A 15,372-nucleotide genomic window follows, 5' to 3' on the forward strand; every position below is an offset into this window, starting at 1 on the left:
AATTATGCTTAGGAGCGGTTTATGTTTGATTCGATAATTCAGGTCTTGAGTGCCTTTTGGCATCAAGATTTCACGGCGTTAATGGCGCCAGGCAGTGCAGGTTTAGTTTATTTTGTTGTTGCTGTGATTATTTTTTTGGAAAGTGGTTTTATTCCTGCTGCACCTTTCCCATGCGACAGTGTCGTCGTATTATCCGGTACGCTGGCGGCGGTTGGCGTCCTTGACCCAATTATGATCATGTTGGTGATAGCTGTTAGTGCGGGATTGGGAAGTTGGGCGGCTTATTTACAAGGCAAGTGGCTAAATCGCTTACCTAAGGTCCAAGGCTGGGTGAGTGCGGTTCCTCAAAAGCGTTTGGAACAAGTCGACGTATTACTTAGTAAACATGGATTGATTGCGCTTTTTTGTGCGCGGTTTATTCCGGTTGTTCGCTCCCTATTGCCATTAATGATGGGGTTGCGAGTGAAACGTATTAGTAAATTCCATTACTTTGCGTGGTTGAGTGCGATTTTATGGACGCTGGTATTATGCGGTTTTGGTTCATTACTTCCTTTGTTACCAGAAAATATGAGCAAAGCGATCACAATGCTATTAATGGCGGCACCAATAATTACTCTTGTGATTGGGGTGCTTAGTTTCTTGTTTGTTAAAGCACGTCGAGCGTTCTGTAAACCCAAGGATGTGTCTGAGTTTTCTCAGTAAGTTTACTTGATTTGCACTTTTAAGCTTGTATGCAGATTAGACATCTAATCGACAGGTTTTTATCAGTAAAAAGAAAAGCGCATACATTGCGCCTTTCTTTTTGAGTGTCGTTAGGGTTTCGAATTTAATAGCCAATGCTATATAAGTATTCGCCAACTTCTTTGCACTGAGACTTGTAGATGTTCTCTACTTCAGACTCATTCTTATCTGCTGCTTTAAATTCAAGTTCGGCAGACGATAGCTGGTCAAAGCTGTAGTCTCTCTCAGACATTAAGTAGTGTCTGAACATCGCTCTGTGTTCCGGAACTGCAATACGTGCGTTAGAAACGTTGGCACACTCTAACAGAGTGTCGTTACTCATTTCTTCTGGCTTAGTTTCTGTGTTTGCAAAGGTTGAGCCCGCTGAAAATAGTAATGCTAGTGCGATTGTTGTAGCGATTCTTGTCATTATATGGACCTCAAATTGGTTCTAGTAACAATGAGCATATTGGCTCTTATCGTTACATTTTCGTGTTCTCTGTATGTCATAAAAAGTTAAACAACAGAGAAGGCGTTGCGACCATGAGTAAAGACGTACATTAAGTTCGCTTCCTTTCTTCCTGAGAGGCGATAAAGAGAGCGTTGACTCATGAGTCCGCCATAACTGTCTAGAGGTAAGCGAGATGCTTGTTTTGCCAACTCCAGTAGTGGTGGAGAAGAGAAAGCAATAAGTAAAAAATAATCAGGAGTAAAATCTGATGATAAAACGCCATCAGTAGCTGATGTTCGGCGACAGGAGACAAGCCCGAACAACTCGCGCTTTATATGTAGGTAGTAACTTTCTGATCCCCAAGAACTCAGAGAAGCTGAGGCATGAAAATCAGTGTGTGCTAGCTCAAAATCGTCTTGTTGTGAGAGTTTAAGTAAACGCTCGGAAGTGTAATGTTTGGTGTGGTGCCACTCATGCGCATATGAAGCTGTGATGAGCCCTGAGAGCAGGGACAAAGAAAGCATCAATAATATACGGTGTAGATAACGCAAGAAGTAACCCTAAACATATAAAGCCACAGTTACCCACCATGATTAAGGAATCTTAGTGGAACTATGATAACGATGAAAGCCAGTGTCTGATGAACTCAGCGTATACTAACGATATGGAAGGGGGATGAACAGAGTTTTCTGATCGCACTTAGGTATATGAGCGAATAACACAATAATTTTCGCTTTCGAGTAAGCGAAAATGGAAAGAGAGTCGTTGCACAGGACGATTAAGCTAACAGGATTATTACTGGGGAAGAAATAGAATCTTCTTTTTTCTTCCCCATATGTGTCACATAGGTATTACGCGCTTGCGTAAATAACGCTGCCGCCTTTTATAGTGTCAATGATCTCGCGAGACAACTTCTCTGGTAAAGCAGGGCAACCCCAACTGCGTCCGAGGTATCCATTCTTCTTGATAAAGGAAGGGTTTGCGTAATCGGCACCGTGCACGACAATGTAACGCTCGCGAGCTTTGTCGTTTAATCCAGAGCTTAGCCCATCTAATCGAAGTGAATAGCCATTTGAGCCGTAGTAAGTGGTATCAGTCAAAAAAGTGCCCAATGATGTTTTTCGCGAGTTTACGACATTTGAAAACTGTGTCGCTGTTTTCTTTCCGCTGTTCACGCCGTGAGAAACATACGTATTGTAGATTAGCTTCTTTTTATCTAAATCAACCACATAAAAACGCTTTTCAGTTGATGGTTTACTATAGTCGATGATCGTTAGTACCGACTTCTTTCTATCGGGTGTCTTCTGATAAGCGATGTAAGCGTCACTGAACAACTTAAAGTCTACTATGCCATCTAGCTTGGCTTGTTTAAACACATGTTCAACTTGCTTTGGTCGTAAATGATCCCTGGGTTCGTTATCTGATTGTTTTGCAAAAGCAAAAGGTGAGACAGACAACAGCGCACATGTAAATAATAAAATTAACTTTTTCATCTTGGCTAAATAAAACTCTATGGTGTTACAAATTTACCGATTGCTTCATGCATTCGTTAAAACAACATGCACATCAATATAATTCTATTCCCAATGTTTCTTATTGCACGCTTAGGTGCTTGATATTGGGTTGACGATAAGTTTTCGAGTTAAAAACTAACTAATTGAAACTTATAAAAAATATGAAGTTTAACGATGATTTCTATAAACTTCGGCGTAAATAATATCTGATATATGTAATTAATAAAACTGTGTTTAAGGATATTTGTGAAGTTGCTAATTTATAAAAACGGCGTTTTATTTTTCGTACTTTAGAAACTCTTTTTATTTCAATGTGTTTTCTTTTTCTACGCTTTATCCAATACCTCAAAAGTTTGTGATTTAACTCGTAACAAATCGTAACGCCGAATCGTTATGTGTATAAATGCATTTATAATGTATGAATAAACAACAGGGTGGTAAGAAAAGGCAGTAAAACAGCGGTGAATCGGTTGTTTTTAATTCACGATTGACAAAGCTAAGTCTAAGTCGTACAAAAATTGAACTTGTGAATGTATCGTTTAAGTGAGAGTGATGAGCTCGACAAAAGTGAAGTGATGCGTGCTATTGTTTATTCTCTAATTTATTCGATTACATAAGGAAGGGTACATAGTAAAAATTGAAAAAATAATTCTATCGTGTGGATTAAAATATATAAATAATAAAACTTAGAAATTAAAAGATAAGAACGCCAGATATTAATTCATTAAATTTTTGAACATGAAAGTAAACTCTATCTATTATGTTTGTTTTGTTTTGGTTTGGTTTGGTGTGAAAGCGATCGTCTCATTAAGAAAAGCGCTCAAATTTATTTAAGGACGGTTATGACAGCATTTAATAAAGTGTTTATTGTCACTCCCAATGTTAATGATTTTGCAATGTTGCAAGAGTCGCCATTGGAAATGTCTCTTCAAGTAACGGCAAGCAAACCTATCCAACTCTATGGAGAGTCTGTTAAAGCCAGTTGGAAAAGTATTGATATTGAATGGTTAGACGTTATGGGTGAAAAGCCATTGCCCAGGCCTGATATTGCAGCATGGGGATCTTTTACTCTTGCTGTATCCGCTTCTATTGCGGATAAGCTCGATGTGTTGAGCGAGAATGTCGAATTTTTACCATTAAATCTACAAGGAAAGCCTTGGCGAGCATTAAACATTGTCACTCAAATTGATGCCATTGATACCTCTGCTACCGAGTATAATCTTCGTCATGGTAAGCTAAGTCGTGCTAGACCGTTTAAGAAACTCGTTTTGAATAGAGAAGCCGTTAATGAATCTGACTTGTTCAGAGTAAAAGGTGCTGGGCTCAGAACGTTTTGCACGGACAAAAAAGGTGGCTTGTACGATAGCGTCAAAGCGCTGAATTTGACCGGTTTGGATTTCAAGGAAGTGCTGGTTTAAAAACGAATAAATAGTGATTTACTCAACTAAAGTTATAGATATAGGTATGGGGGAACAAAAGCTGAGCATCTATCAATGAAGCTCATATACAGCTAAATACAGCCGCCACAGTTGTGACTGCTGTACGTCTCCCCTTAACTTATGTTCTTGAAACCCTAATTGAGCTGACCATGGACGCATCAAATCGACTGTCGTCATTTGCCGATTGCCACCACAAGCTCAATTGTTCTTTAGTCATTGGTTTGCCAAATAAATAGCCTTGCATATAGTCGCAGCGGTATGCCGATAGCCATTCATGCATCATATTGTGTTCAATACCTTCTGCTGTAACCGTTTTATTTTGGGCATGGCATAGCTCAATAATAGGTTTGATCACATGGCCGTTGTTGGTGTTCATCAATGTAACGAGGAACTCTCGATCAAATTTGATTTTTTGAACCGGATACTGAACGAGCTGAGTTAACGATGTGTAACCAGAACCAAAGTCATCAATTGCAAGACGGTAGCCACGTTTTGATAGCTCATCAAGTAGAGCCGTGCCTTGTTGTTCTGCGGCAAAGGTTTCGGTTATTTCTATCTCAATACATTCTGGTTTAACACTGTGCAGTGTCGCTTGTTCATGGATGTAGTTTGCCATTTCTATCGAGTTTAGCTCTGCTGATGAAAGATTGACCGAAAGAACAATATCCTTACCGAAAATATTCCTTAATTGATGGTATTCCGCCGTTGCATTGGCGAAAACCCAGCGGTCAATTTTATCAAATAATCCGGCTTGCTCTGCAATTGGAATAAACTCCTTTGGGGGGATAGGGCCGATACCTTCGGCTTCCCAGCGCAACAAGACTTCTAACCCCTCAATTTCGTTGCTTCGATTGTTCATATAGGGTTGAAAAACAAGGTGGAATTCTTCCTCTACATTGCTTTTTCGGAGCGCACGTTCAAGCTGACTTCGTCTTTGAGACTCAATATTGAGAGCGGCTGAATAATAGGCGTATTGATTTTTCCCTGCCCGTTTTGCTTGATACATAGCCGCATCGGCACTGGAGAGTAACTTCGCGATGTCAGTACCGTCTTGAGGATATTGTGCAATACCTACGCTTGCCGTAACGGGAAATGAATTACTCCAAGATGAACTGAGATTACTAATCGGTTTTAGTAACTCTGATGCAAGCAAATCAGGCAAGCGTTTTACCTCTTGATTTGAGCTCAGCAAAATTGCAAATTCGTCACCAGATAACCTGGCGGCAAAGCAGGGGCTGTTGTAATCGTGCGAGAACTTTTGACAAGCATTCTTGATGTGTGATGAGAACACTTTTAACAAGTTATCTCCCAATTCATGCCCGTATTTATCATTCACGTATTTAAAGTTATCAAGATCGACGTAAACAACCCACAGAAACTGCGAAGGGGAGATAAGTTCACGAGTGGCAAGCTCATGAAAACGATGGCGATTGGCGAGTTGCGTCAGGTGATCCGTTTCAGCTAGGCGTTTTGTCTTTTTATAGATGACATTAAGTTCCTCATACATATCAAAAAAGCGTGCAGAGAGGCGTCCTATTTCATCGTTTGTTTCTAGCTTTTCAATATTGTCACGTTGATTAGATTCAAGTTCGTTCAGCTGCTTATCAAGGCGAGAAACAGGGCGCAACACATAGCGGTACAACACCAAAATGATTAATGTGATGGTGAAAAACGCCGCTACGCCAAAGGAGAAAGCAAGTTCTAGCCACACTTTATCGACTTTATTCCACATTAAATATTCGGCAGGAGAAAGCACGGCATAAAAGTGCGGCAGCAGCTCAATGGTTTGAGCGAGAGGAATATCAAGATAAATGGGTTTGTCGGCGAAAGTAATCACGCTGTGTGTGTCAAACTCGATGTCATGCTTAATCTCGTTAAAGGCTTCAAGTGATACGGAAACTACCACAAAAAACACATTTTTCGAGTCAAAGCTCAAAGGGTGAGTCCCCGTTCTTTTGTCGACGACCTCATATTGAAGAAGAATGCTTTGTCCACTGGAGTTATAAATAAAGCCAGTGTGACTGAAAGCCTCTCTGTCATTGAAACTTCGTGATATGTACTCTAATACCTTTGGGTCGACCACGCCCGATGATTCGTAATATTTGTTTTCTGTGTAGTAGAGAAGGTTTTGTTTGCCGTCGAGGATCGCCATGCTCGCATCGCCTTTGTAACCATGGCTTAATACTTCAGCGGTCTCGTCTAATCGATTAAACAAGACTCGCTCACGATAGGGGTTGTTATGATTAACCAAATAGTCTTGTAATACATCACTTTTACTGAGCGTATAGGCATAGCTATTAAGAAAAATATTCGCTTGTCGAAACTGCCCGGCCAGCTTTTCCATCTGCAACTGAATATAGCTGTCTTCCCGCTTGATGAGCGTCACTTTTTGAATGCTATAAATAATATAGCTAGATACTAACGCGCTTAATAAGATCACTGGCGCGACAAGCAAAATGACTCTATTGCTTAACTTCATTATGGTTCTTAGTTTCCGTTTGTGTCCCTACAAACGTCGCGTACCAGGTAAGGTACTGAACGGATGATGTGTTTTGGCAAATTGTAACCAGATTGTAAGGTGAGCGTTCTCCAAAATCAGGCAGCTATCTAAGAATTGTGATGACGTGAAAGGTTTCGAGCTTATTAACTAGAGGTTTTCTCAGTAGTTGGACGTCTCTTTTCCTTCCTCCCTGTATAAAACCTAACCGTAATGACAGGGAAATACCATCATCGAAACGTTTCGATGGTAAAGTGTGACTCAAGTGCACTTTTCCTATTCAATGACAATTGAATTACAGATCATTCTCACACCTTATCGATCTCACACTGGTCAAATTGCGATGACGAATTATTATTTCATCGAAACGTTTCGATGAGTTTTCTGTTAATAACGAAAACACTTTAAGACAGGCGCTCATGGTTGTATGAACGTGTAACCGAAAGGTCGATGAGATGAAAAAAAGTACCCTAATTAACTCAGATATTTCTTACTTGGTGGCGACGCTAGGCCACACCGACGAGATCACGATATGTGATGCTGGTCTACCAATCCCAGAGCATGTTCAGCGAATCGATTTGGCGCTAACGCATGGGGTACCAAGTTTTCTTGATACTGTTCGCGTAATTCTATCTGAGTCCCAAATCGAAGGGGTCATCATTGCGGAAGAGTTCTCTGATGCAAGCCCAGTTTTGCATGAAGCGTTGCTCAACGAACTGAGCAAAGAGAGTGAAGAGACGGGCAAATCTATTGAGGTGAGCTACGTGTCACATGAAGCGTTTAAAGCACGCACGGCCCAAAGTCGCGCTATCGTAAGAACCGGCGAATGCTCGCCATATGCGAACGTTATTTTCCAAGCGGGCGTGGTTTTTTAAGCCAGAGATATTGAGGACAGATTATGACTCAAGCCATTCTACAACTAAGCGAAATTGAGAAGGCGTTTCCGGGCGTAAAAGCACTCGACAAAGCAAGCCTGAATGTTTATCCAGGCCGTGTTATGGCGCTGATGGGTGAAAATGGAGCAGGCAAGTCAACGTTAATGAAGGTGTTGACAGGCATTTACCACATGGATGCGGGGAGCATTCAATATCAAGGTCAGCCGGCGGCCTTTAAAGGTCCACGCGATTCACAGGAAGCTGGTATTAGCATTATTCACCAAGAGCTGAACCTGATTCCTGAACTGACGATTGCCGAAAATATTTACTTGGGACGAGAGTTCACTGGCTCCTTAGGGCGTATCCAGTGGGGCAAAATGTATGACGAAGCTGACAAGCTTTTAAAACGTCTGAATGTAAAGCACTCATCAAAAACATTGCTTGGCGATTTAAGCCTTGGTGAACAACAAATGGTGGAAATTGCAAAGGCACTTTCGTTTGAGTCGAAAGTCATCATTATGGATGAGCCAACGGACGCATTGACCGATACCGAAACGGAATCACTATTTAAAGTGATTAATGAGCTTCGCGAGCAAGGATCCGGCATCGTATACATTTCGCATCGTCTTAAAGAAATCTTTGAAATCTGTGACGACATTACCGTGCTTCGTGATGGTAAGTTTATCGGTGAGTGCAAGGTGTCCGACACTGATGAAGATGGCCTAATTGAAATGATGGTTGGCCGAAAATTAGAAGAGCAATATCCACGTATTGATGTCCAACATGGCGAAACTTGTCTTGAAGTCATTGGTTTGACTGGGTCTGGCGTTCAGGATGTGAGCTTTACTCTCAAGCGTGGTGAGATTCTTGGAATTTCTGGCTTGATGGGCGCAGGCCGCACTGAACTCATGAAAGTCATTTACGGCGCATTACCTAGTGAGCATGGTGTTATCAATCTTGATAACAAAACTATTAACCCGGTTAGCCCGCAAGATGGCTTGGCAAATGGTATCGCTTACATCTCTGAAGATCGCAAAGGCGATGGTTTGGTTTTAGGTCTTTCAGTTAAGGATAACATGTCACTTTGTTCGCTAAACCAGCTGACCAAAGGCTTCCAGATTCAACACAGCGACGAAGTGATTGCAGTGGAAGATTTTATTAAGTTATTCAACATTAAAACCCCAACGCGAGATCAAATCATCGGCAACTTATCTGGTGGTAACCAGCAAAAAGTTGCGATAGCGAAAGGGTTAATGACGAAACCTAAAGTTCTGATTCTGGATGAGCCGACACGTGGTGTTGATGTCGGAGCAAAAAAAGAGATTTATCAGCTCATCAACAAGTTTAAGGCCGAAGGCATGAGCATCATCTTGGTTTCTTCCGAGATGCCTGAAGTGCTCGGCATGAGCGACCGTATTTTAGTGATGCATGAAGGTCGTATCACCGGCGAATTTGATGCGAAAGACGCCGATCAAGAAAAATTACTCGCCTGTGCCGTAGGCAAAGAGATCAATGAGGAAGCAGCATGAGTACGAATACCATGAGCAAACCAACCGAAACTGGCAACAAGAAGTTGTTCACAAAAGAGTGGCTGATTGAGCAAAAATCACTGATAGCTCTGATCTTTCTGATCGTTGTTGTGTCATTTTTGAACCCGAACTTCTTTACGGTCGACAACATTCTCAACATTCTTCGTCAAACCTCCGTGAATGCCATTATCGCAGTGGGTATGACATTAGTTATTTTAACCGCAGGTATCGACTTAAGTGTTGGTTCGGTATTGGCGTTGTGTGGTGCCTTTGCGGCAAGCATGATCGCGCTTGAGGTTCCGGTGCTGGTGGCGGTTCCCACTGCTTTAGTCGCAGGTGCAGCGTTAGGTGCGATCAGCGGTATCATTATTGCGAAGGGTAAGGTGCAGGCATTTATCGCTACGCTGGTTACCATGACGTTACTACGTGGTGTGACCATGGTGTACACCGAAGGTCGTCCAATCTCGACAGGCTTTACTGACACCGCAGATGCGTTTGCATGGTTTGGTACTGGCTACGCGCTAGGCATTCCGGTTCCTGTTTGGTTAATGGTGGTTGTGTTCGCAGCGGCTTGGTATTTACTTAACCACACGCGCTTTGGTCGCTATGTTTACGCACTAGGCGGCAACGAGTCTGCGACTCGCCTATCAGGTATCAATGTAGACCGAGTGAAGATTGGTGTCTACGCCATCTGCGGTATGCTAGCAGCGCTTGCAGGTATTATCGTAACGTCTCGTCTTTCTTCGGCGCAGCCAACAGCAGGTATGGGCTACGAGCTAGACGCTATCGCAGCGGTTGTTCTTGGCGGTACCAGCTTGATGGGCGGTAAAGGCCGTATCATGGGTACCTTGATTGGTGCGCTGATCATCGGTTTCTTGAACAATGCACTTAACCTACTTGATGTTTCTTCCTACTACCAAATGATTGCAAAAGCAGTGGTTATCTTGCTTGCGGTATTGGTAGACAACAAAAACAAGTAATTCATAACAATCTGTATATATAAAACAGTGAATACAAACCGAGTCAGGGGACGTGTACTGGCTCACCCTACACAAAGGACTAGAACGATGAAAAAACTTGCAACTCTGATCTCTGCTGCACTTCTTTCTTCAACCGTATCGGTAGCGGCGCAAGCTCAAGATACCATGGCGATTGTGGTTTCGACGCTAAACAACCCGTTCTTCGTAACGATGAAAGACGGTGCGGAAGCAAAAGCGAAAGAATTGGGGTACGACTTAATTGTACTGGACTCGCAAAATGACCCGAGTAAAGAACTGTCGAACATCGAGGATTTAAGTATTCGCGGCGTAAAAGCAATTCTTATCAACCCAACGGATTCTGATGCAGTGTCTAATGCAATTCGTATGGCGAACCGTTCTAAGATCCCTGTGTTGACATTAGACCGTGGTGCAAGCCGTGGTGAAGTCGTGAGTCACATCGCGTCGGACAACGTAATTGGTGGTGAAATGGCAGGCCACTACATCATGGAAAAAGTAGGCGAAAAAGCAAAAGTCATTCAACTTGAAGGTATTGCGGGCACATCGGCAGCGCGTGAGCGCGGTGAAGGCTTTATGAATGCCGTGAAGGGCAGCGATATGGATCTTCTTGCTAGCCAACCAGCTGACTTTGACCGCACAAAAGGTCTAAACGTAATGGAAAACCTGCTAGCGGCTAACCCGGATGTACAAGCGGTATTTGCACAGAATGATGAAATGGCGCTAGGTGCACTTCGCGCAGTTCAAGCTTCTGGCAAAGATGTCGTTATCGTTGGTTTTGATGGTACGGAAGACGGCATTGCAGCAGTTAACCGTGGCAAACTAGCGGCAACTATTGCTCAGCAACCAGACCTTATCGGTGCTTTAGGTGTTGAAACGGCTGACAAAGTTTTGAAAGGTGAAGAAGTAGAAGAGTACATCCCAGTACCACTAAAAGTAGTCACTAAGTAAGTTTTAAGTTCAATAAATCATCCTAATTTTTGCTCTCTCCTCCGTTTATATCTGTCGTTTAGGAGGTGAGGGCAAACTTACCCAAAATACTGCAAAGTGTGGGGTATAGATGCCTTTGACTTTTTATCGAGACTCCTTCATCAGGAAGAGAAGTTAAAGTCATCTAATGTATTTTCCTAAACAGTTTTTAAAAAGGGTTCATTCAGAACCGAGGATAACCGTATGAATAAGTTAGTGGTGTTAGGTAGTGTAAACGCTGACCATGTTCTTCAAGTGCCTTCTTTCCCTCGCCCAGGCGAGACGCTGCATGGTCGCAACTATCAAGTTATCCCAGGTGGCAAAGGTGCCAACCAAGCCGTCGCGGCGGCGCGATTAAATGCAGACATAGGTTTTATCGCTTGTGTGGGCGACGACTCATTCGGCATTAACATTCGCGAAAACTTCAAAATGGATGGCATCGATATCACTGGTGTGAAGATGCAGCCAAATTGCCCGACAGGTATCGCGATGATTCAAGTGTCGGACAGTGGTGAGAACAGCATTTGCATTTCAGCTGAAGCGAACGCCAAACTGACAGCAGAAGCGATTGAGCCAGATTTAGAGAGTATTCGCCAAGCAGATTACTTGCTAATGCAATTGGAAACGCCGATGTGCGGCATTGAGAAAGCCGCGCGAATCGCGAAAGATGCCAAAACCAACGTAATTTTGAACCCTGCGCCAGCTCGTGAATTGTCTGATGAATTACTGTCTTGCATTGACGTGATTACGCCAAATGAAACCGAAGCTGAAGTTCTGACAGGTATTACTGTAACAGACAACGAAAGCGCGCAAGAAGCGGCCAATGTGCTACATGGTAAAGGTATAGAAATTGTCATGATCACACTCGGTGCAAAAGGCGTTTGGTTAAGCCAAAACGGTCGAGGCGAAATCATCTCGGGTTTCCGCGTTGAAGCGACGGATACTACCGCTGCGGGCGATACATTTAATGGGGCATTCGTCACTGGTCTCCTAGAAGATTTACCTTTAGAATCAGCGATTAAGTTTGCACATGCGGCGGCTGCAATTTCTGTGACCCGCTTTGGCGCGCAAACGTCGATTCCAACCCGCGAAGAGGTGGACGCGTTTCTCGCTGAACAATAAGGCGCACAACGCCTCATTAAAATAGGAGTAGTAACATGGCGACGATGAAAGACATCGCAAAACTGGCAGGGGTTTCCACTTCAACAGTGAGCCATGTTATTAACAAGACGCGTTTTGTGAGCGAAGAGATCTCTGAACGCGTTAACAATGCCGCAAAAGAGCTTAACTACTACGCGCCCTCTGCGTTGGCGCGTAGCCTCAAAGTTAATCGTACCAAAACCATTGGTATGCTCGTGACAACCTCAACCAACCCATTCTTTGGCGAAGTCGTAAAAGGCGTCGAACGCAGCTGCTACCAAAAAGGCTACAGCCTCATTTTATGTAACACCGAGGGTGATAACGAACGTATGCGTCAATCCATTAATACGCTATTGCAAAAGCGTGTCGATGGTTTGATCTTGATGTGCTCGTCGCTAGAAGGAGAGCGTATCGATGTATTTGAGCGTTACCCAGATATCCCAGTTGTGGTAATGGACTGGGGGCCGATGCTATTTACAAGCGATAAAATCCAAGACAACTCACTTCGTGGCGGTTACTTAGCGGCGAAATACTTAATTGATTGCGGCCATACCGAAATTGGGTGCATCACAGGCCCTTTGATTAAACACCAAGCGCAAATGCGATACGAAGGTTATAAGCGAGCAATGAACGAAGCTGGCTTGGAATTTAATGCCAATTGGATCATTGAGTCTGACTTCGAATGTGACGGTGGGTATCAAGCGTTCAAAAAAATGGCTCAGCGTGGCGCATTACCCAGCTCGATTTTCGTCTCTAACGATATGATGGCGATGGGTGTGATTAACGCCGCAAATGAGCTCGGTATTAAAGTGCCGGACGACCTATCCATTATTGGTTACGATGACATCCATATCGCGAAATTTATGTCGCCATCGCTAACTACCATTCATCAGCCTAAGTACCGTTTGGGGCAGGCTGCTGTTGAGACTCTTGTACGAAGACTGGACGACAAATCTAACGACGCTCAAGTCGTTCAACTGGAACCAACATTGGTTGTACGCAACAGTGTGACGAATTTCTCTTAATTAAAAACAAACGCATGGTTAACAAATATAGTGCATATAATTTATAAAAAATGGGCTAAAAAATAAATAAGCATGCAAAACAGATGTTCGAATTTATTAACTCAACATTTGAAAAGTGTGATTTTTTGCGAGTAACTCGAAAGATTTCGTGTCGATAGTGCTTAAAAAGCTTATTATTAATAAAGCCTATAATTAGATTTATAAATTATTGAGATGAATGGAAAATCTTTATGTTAGTTAAGAGATATGCACAGTATTCAGTAAAGAGGCCGTGGTTTCACCGTTTCAATATTTCACTAGTATTAACGGTGTTTGTCGTGAGTGTTTATGAACTACTTGCGAATGAAGAGTATGTATACTTGGCTGGCGTGGTGTTTACATTTGCTTCGACTTTACTGTTCGCGTCAGCATCGACGTTCAAAAAGCGCTACCTAGGACACGAGTCCTAGTTCATTTGGAATGAATAATTGAGATAAATAGGTACTTTCAAGTAAGTAATGAATCTGATTTATGATCGAGTGCATCAAGAGGAGGACAAATGTCCTCCTTTTTGTTGGATATCACGTTCTAATATAGGCGTATTCCAAACAAAATAATAAAGGACATGTTATGGACCTCTTTGCCTTACTCGATATTAATAATACTCTCTTTAACATTCCGATCGGCGACGGCTACGCAATGAGTTGGATCGAAGCTTTCGGTACCGTTTTTGGACTGCTTTGCATTTGGTTTGCCAGCCAAGAAAAAACCATCAACTACTTATTCGGTTTGCTGAATGTCACGCTTTTTGCCGTTATCTTTTTTCAAATTCAGTTATACGGATTATTGCTTCTTCAATTGTTTTTCTTCTGTGCGAACATTTACGGCTGGTATGCGTGGACCCGTCCAAACGCACAAGGTGAAACGCTGGAAGTTCGCTGGTTAAATAAACAGAAACTTATTACTACTGCCTCTATTAGCGTTGCATGTATCGCATTATTAACGATCTATATCGACCCATTTTTCTTTGCGCTAGCAAACATTGCTGTTGATAGCTTGAATCTCTTTGGTGCTGGCTTGGCTGAACCGGTGCTTGAACCTGACGCGTTCCCGTTCTGGGATGCAACCATGACAGTACTGTCTGTTGTTGCACAAATTCTGATGACACGTAAATACGTCGAAAACTGGATTCTATGGGTTGTGATTAACATTATCAGTGTGGGTATCTACGCGACGCAAGGTGTTTACGCAATGTCTGTTCAGTACGCGATTCTTATGTTCATCGCTGCCAATGGCACGCGTGAGTGGGCTCGTAGCGCTAAGCGCAATGGCGATAAAACCTTAGCGCACGCTGCTGTGTAAGGAACGAAAAATGGCCAAACAACCTCATATCGGAGTGGATGAAACACAAATCTCTCCTCTCGTTATTGTATGCGGCGAGCCAGATCGAGCGAATCGTATCGCGGCATTATTTGATGATGCAGAAATGGTGTCGGAAAACCGCGAGTACCGTGTGTTTACCGGCAACTACAAAGGCAAGCCTGTTTCAGTGTGTAGTACAGGTATAGGTGCGCCATCGATGATCATCGCAGTGGAAGAGCTAAAACAGTGCGGTGTGACTCATGTGGTACGTGTTGGATCTGCGGGGGCAATGCAATCAGGCATTCACCTTGGCGAGTTGATCATTGCCGAAGGCGCGGTAAGAGATGAGGGCGGCTCTAAAGCGTATGTCGATTCGTCTTATCCAGCCTACGCAAGCTTTTCACTGTTAAAGGAAGTTGAGCGTTACTTGTCGATGCAAAAAGTGCATTATCATTTTGGTGTGGTGCGTTCTCACGACAGTTTCTATACCGATGACGAAGATGCAATATGCCAACATTGGAACAAGAAAGGCATCTTAGGTGCCGATATGGAAACCTCTGCGCTGTTTACGGTCGGTCGACTACGAGGCCTTCATGTGGCTTCGATATTAAACAACGTGGTGCTGTATCAACAAGATGTGAAAGAAGGTGTTGGTCAGTACGTTGATGAAGCCAAAGTAATGATGCAAGGTGAGAAGAGTGCCGCGATTACGGCATTAGAAGCCTTGGTTGCTCAGCGTTAGCCAGTCTCTATCTCAGTAAGTCACATAAACAGAATAGATGTAAAGCGACAGGTCACTGTCGCTTTTTTATTTTCAGCCCTAAACCACCTACTTCAGTAGGTGGTTATCATCCGTTTCGGCTTTGCCTGTAAAACT

At 43.0% G+C, this 15,372-nt stretch carries 15 protein-coding genes; 11 read left to right on the forward strand and 4 right to left on the reverse strand.

All coding sequences use genetic code 11. From position 1 onward, the window contains the following. The first annotated feature begins 21 nt into the window (after positions 1-21). Positions 22-702, forward strand: coding sequence for a DedA family protein (locus R8O70_RS07025; RefSeq protein WP_047101379.1), 681 nt, complete (start codon positions 22-24; stop codon positions 700-702). A 124-nt stretch (positions 703-826) separates the two neighbouring features. Here R8O70_RS07025 and R8O70_RS07030 read toward each other — a convergent pair whose 3' ends face one another. From R8O70_RS07030 to R8O70_RS07040, 3 genes are all read right to left on the reverse strand, one after another. Next, on the reverse strand, positions 827-1,150 hold the full coding sequence (locus tag R8O70_RS07030; protein ID WP_042522561.1) for a hypothetical protein: 324 nt from the start codon (positions 1,148-1,150) through the stop codon (positions 827-829). A gap of 86 nt (positions 1,151-1,236) precedes the next feature. Continuing rightward, positions 1,237-1,695 carry a hypothetical protein gene (locus R8O70_RS07035; RefSeq protein ID WP_017633653.1) on the reverse strand — a complete coding sequence of 153 codons (459 nt, stop codon included), beginning with the start codon at positions 1,693-1,695 and terminating at the stop codon, positions 1,237-1,239. A gap of 327 nt (positions 1,696-2,022) precedes the next feature. Further along, positions 2,023-2,664 carry a murein L,D-transpeptidase catalytic domain family protein gene (locus R8O70_RS07040; protein WP_005373154.1) on the reverse strand — a complete coding sequence of 214 codons (642 nt, stop codon included), beginning with the start codon at positions 2,662-2,664 and terminating at the stop codon, positions 2,023-2,025. A gap of 863 nt (positions 2,665-3,527) precedes the next feature. Here R8O70_RS07040 and R8O70_RS07045 point away from each other — a divergent pair. Continuing rightward, positions 3,528-4,103: an imm11 family protein gene (locus R8O70_RS07045; protein WP_017635389.1), complete on the forward strand. Its 576-nt coding sequence runs from the start codon at positions 3,528-3,530 to the stop codon at positions 4,101-4,103. Positions 4,104-4,242: 139 nt separating this feature from the next. On the opposite strand, the gene R8O70_RS07050 is transcribed toward R8O70_RS07045, so the two are convergent. After that, positions 4,243-6,603, reverse strand: coding sequence for an EAL domain-containing protein (locus R8O70_RS07050; RefSeq protein ID WP_053307610.1), 2,361 nt, complete (start codon positions 6,601-6,603; stop codon positions 4,243-4,245). A 473-nt stretch (positions 6,604-7,076) separates the two neighbouring features. Between R8O70_RS07050 and rbsD the strand changes: the two genes are divergently transcribed. From rbsD to R8O70_RS07095, 9 genes are all read left to right on the forward strand, one after another. After that, a complete protein-coding gene (gene rbsD, locus R8O70_RS07055; protein ID WP_005382620.1) occupies positions 7,077-7,496 on the forward strand; it encodes a D-ribose pyranase in 420 nt (139 codons plus the stop codon). Between the two features lie 23 nt (positions 7,497-7,519). Next, a complete protein-coding gene (gene rbsA / locus R8O70_RS07060; protein ID WP_318184106.1) occupies positions 7,520-9,025 on the forward strand; it encodes a ribose ABC transporter ATP-binding protein RbsA in 1,506 nt (501 codons plus the stop codon). Next, positions 9,022-10,005: a ribose ABC transporter permease gene (rbsC, locus tag R8O70_RS07065; protein WP_005382618.1), complete on the forward strand. Its 984-nt coding sequence runs from the start codon at positions 9,022-9,024 to the stop codon at positions 10,003-10,005. The genes rbsA and rbsC overlap by 4 nt, the downstream gene beginning before the upstream one ends. 87 nt (positions 10,006-10,092) lie before the next feature. Beyond that, entirely contained in the window at positions 10,093-10,971 is an 879-nt protein-coding gene (gene rbsB, locus R8O70_RS07070; protein ID WP_005373143.1) for a ribose ABC transporter substrate-binding protein RbsB, read from the forward strand. A gap of 222 nt (positions 10,972-11,193) precedes the next feature. Beyond that, positions 11,194-12,111 (forward strand): ribokinase, encoded by a 918-nt coding sequence (gene rbsK / locus R8O70_RS07075; RefSeq protein ID WP_053307611.1) that lies wholly within the window; start codon positions 11,194-11,196, stop codon positions 12,109-12,111. Between the two features lie 35 nt (positions 12,112-12,146). Continuing rightward, positions 12,147-13,154 (forward strand): substrate-binding domain-containing protein, encoded by a 1,008-nt coding sequence (locus R8O70_RS07080; RefSeq protein WP_258624028.1) that lies wholly within the window; start codon positions 12,147-12,149, stop codon positions 13,152-13,154. A 230-nt stretch (positions 13,155-13,384) separates the two neighbouring features. Beyond that, positions 13,385-13,603 (forward strand): hypothetical protein, encoded by a 219-nt coding sequence (locus tag R8O70_RS07085; protein ID WP_005499106.1) that lies wholly within the window; start codon positions 13,385-13,387, stop codon positions 13,601-13,603. Between the two features lie 160 nt (positions 13,604-13,763). Beyond that, positions 13,764-14,495 (forward strand): nicotinamide riboside transporter PnuC, encoded by a 732-nt coding sequence (pnuC, locus tag R8O70_RS07090; RefSeq protein ID WP_104976157.1) that lies wholly within the window; start codon positions 13,764-13,766, stop codon positions 14,493-14,495. Positions 14,496-14,505: 10 nt separating this feature from the next. After that, entirely contained in the window at positions 14,506-15,237 is a 732-nt protein-coding gene (locus R8O70_RS07095; RefSeq protein WP_064354716.1) for a nucleoside phosphorylase, read from the forward strand. The last annotated feature ends 135 nt before the right edge of the window (positions 15,238-15,372 follow it).

Source organism: Vibrio sp. 779(2023), assembly GCF_033344285.1.
GTDB lineage: Bacteria > Pseudomonadota > Gammaproteobacteria > Enterobacterales > Vibrionaceae > Vibrio > Vibrio alginolyticus.

Bases quoted from the DNA above. Each gene is read 5' to 3' on its own strand.
- R8O70_RS07030 (WP_042522561.1), bottom strand. From the start codon at position 1,150: ATGACAAGAATCGCTACAACAATCGCACTAGCATTACTATTTTCAGCG.
- R8O70_RS07095 (WP_064354716.1), top strand. From the start codon at position 14,506: ATGGCCAAACAACCTCATATCGGAGTGGATGAAACACAAATCTCTCCT.
- R8O70_RS07050 (WP_053307610.1), bottom strand. From the start codon at position 6,603: ATGAAGTTAAGCAATAGAGTCATTTTGCTTGTCGCGCCAGTGATCTTA.
- R8O70_RS07045 (WP_017635389.1), top strand. From the start codon at position 3,528: ATGACAGCATTTAATAAAGTGTTTATTGTCACTCCCAATGTTAATGAT.
- R8O70_RS07035 (WP_017633653.1), bottom strand. From the start codon at position 1,695: ATGCTTTCTTTGTCCCTGCTCTCAGGGCTCATCACAGCTTCATATGCG.
- R8O70_RS07080 (WP_258624028.1), top strand. From the start codon at position 12,147: ATGGCGACGATGAAAGACATCGCAAAACTGGCAGGGGTTTCCACTTCA.
- R8O70_RS07085 (WP_005499106.1), top strand. From the start codon at position 13,385: ATGTTAGTTAAGAGATATGCACAGTATTCAGTAAAGAGGCCGTGGTTT.
- rbsK (WP_053307611.1), top strand. From the start codon at position 11,194: ATGAATAAGTTAGTGGTGTTAGGTAGTGTAAACGCTGACCATGTTCTT.
- R8O70_RS07025 (WP_047101379.1), top strand. From the start codon at position 22: ATGTTTGATTCGATAATTCAGGTCTTGAGTGCCTTTTGGCATCAAGAT.
- pnuC (WP_104976157.1), top strand. From the start codon at position 13,764: ATGGACCTCTTTGCCTTACTCGATATTAATAATACTCTCTTTAACATT.
- rbsD (WP_005382620.1), top strand. From the start codon at position 7,077: ATGAAAAAAAGTACCCTAATTAACTCAGATATTTCTTACTTGGTGGCG.
- rbsA (WP_318184106.1), top strand. From the start codon at position 7,520: ATGACTCAAGCCATTCTACAACTAAGCGAAATTGAGAAGGCGTTTCCG.
- R8O70_RS07040 (WP_005373154.1), bottom strand. From the start codon at position 2,664: ATGAAAAAGTTAATTTTATTATTTACATGTGCGCTGTTGTCTGTCTCA.
- rbsC (WP_005382618.1), top strand. From the start codon at position 9,022: ATGAGTACGAATACCATGAGCAAACCAACCGAAACTGGCAACAAGAAG.
- rbsB (WP_005373143.1), top strand. From the start codon at position 10,093: ATGAAAAAACTTGCAACTCTGATCTCTGCTGCACTTCTTTCTTCAACC.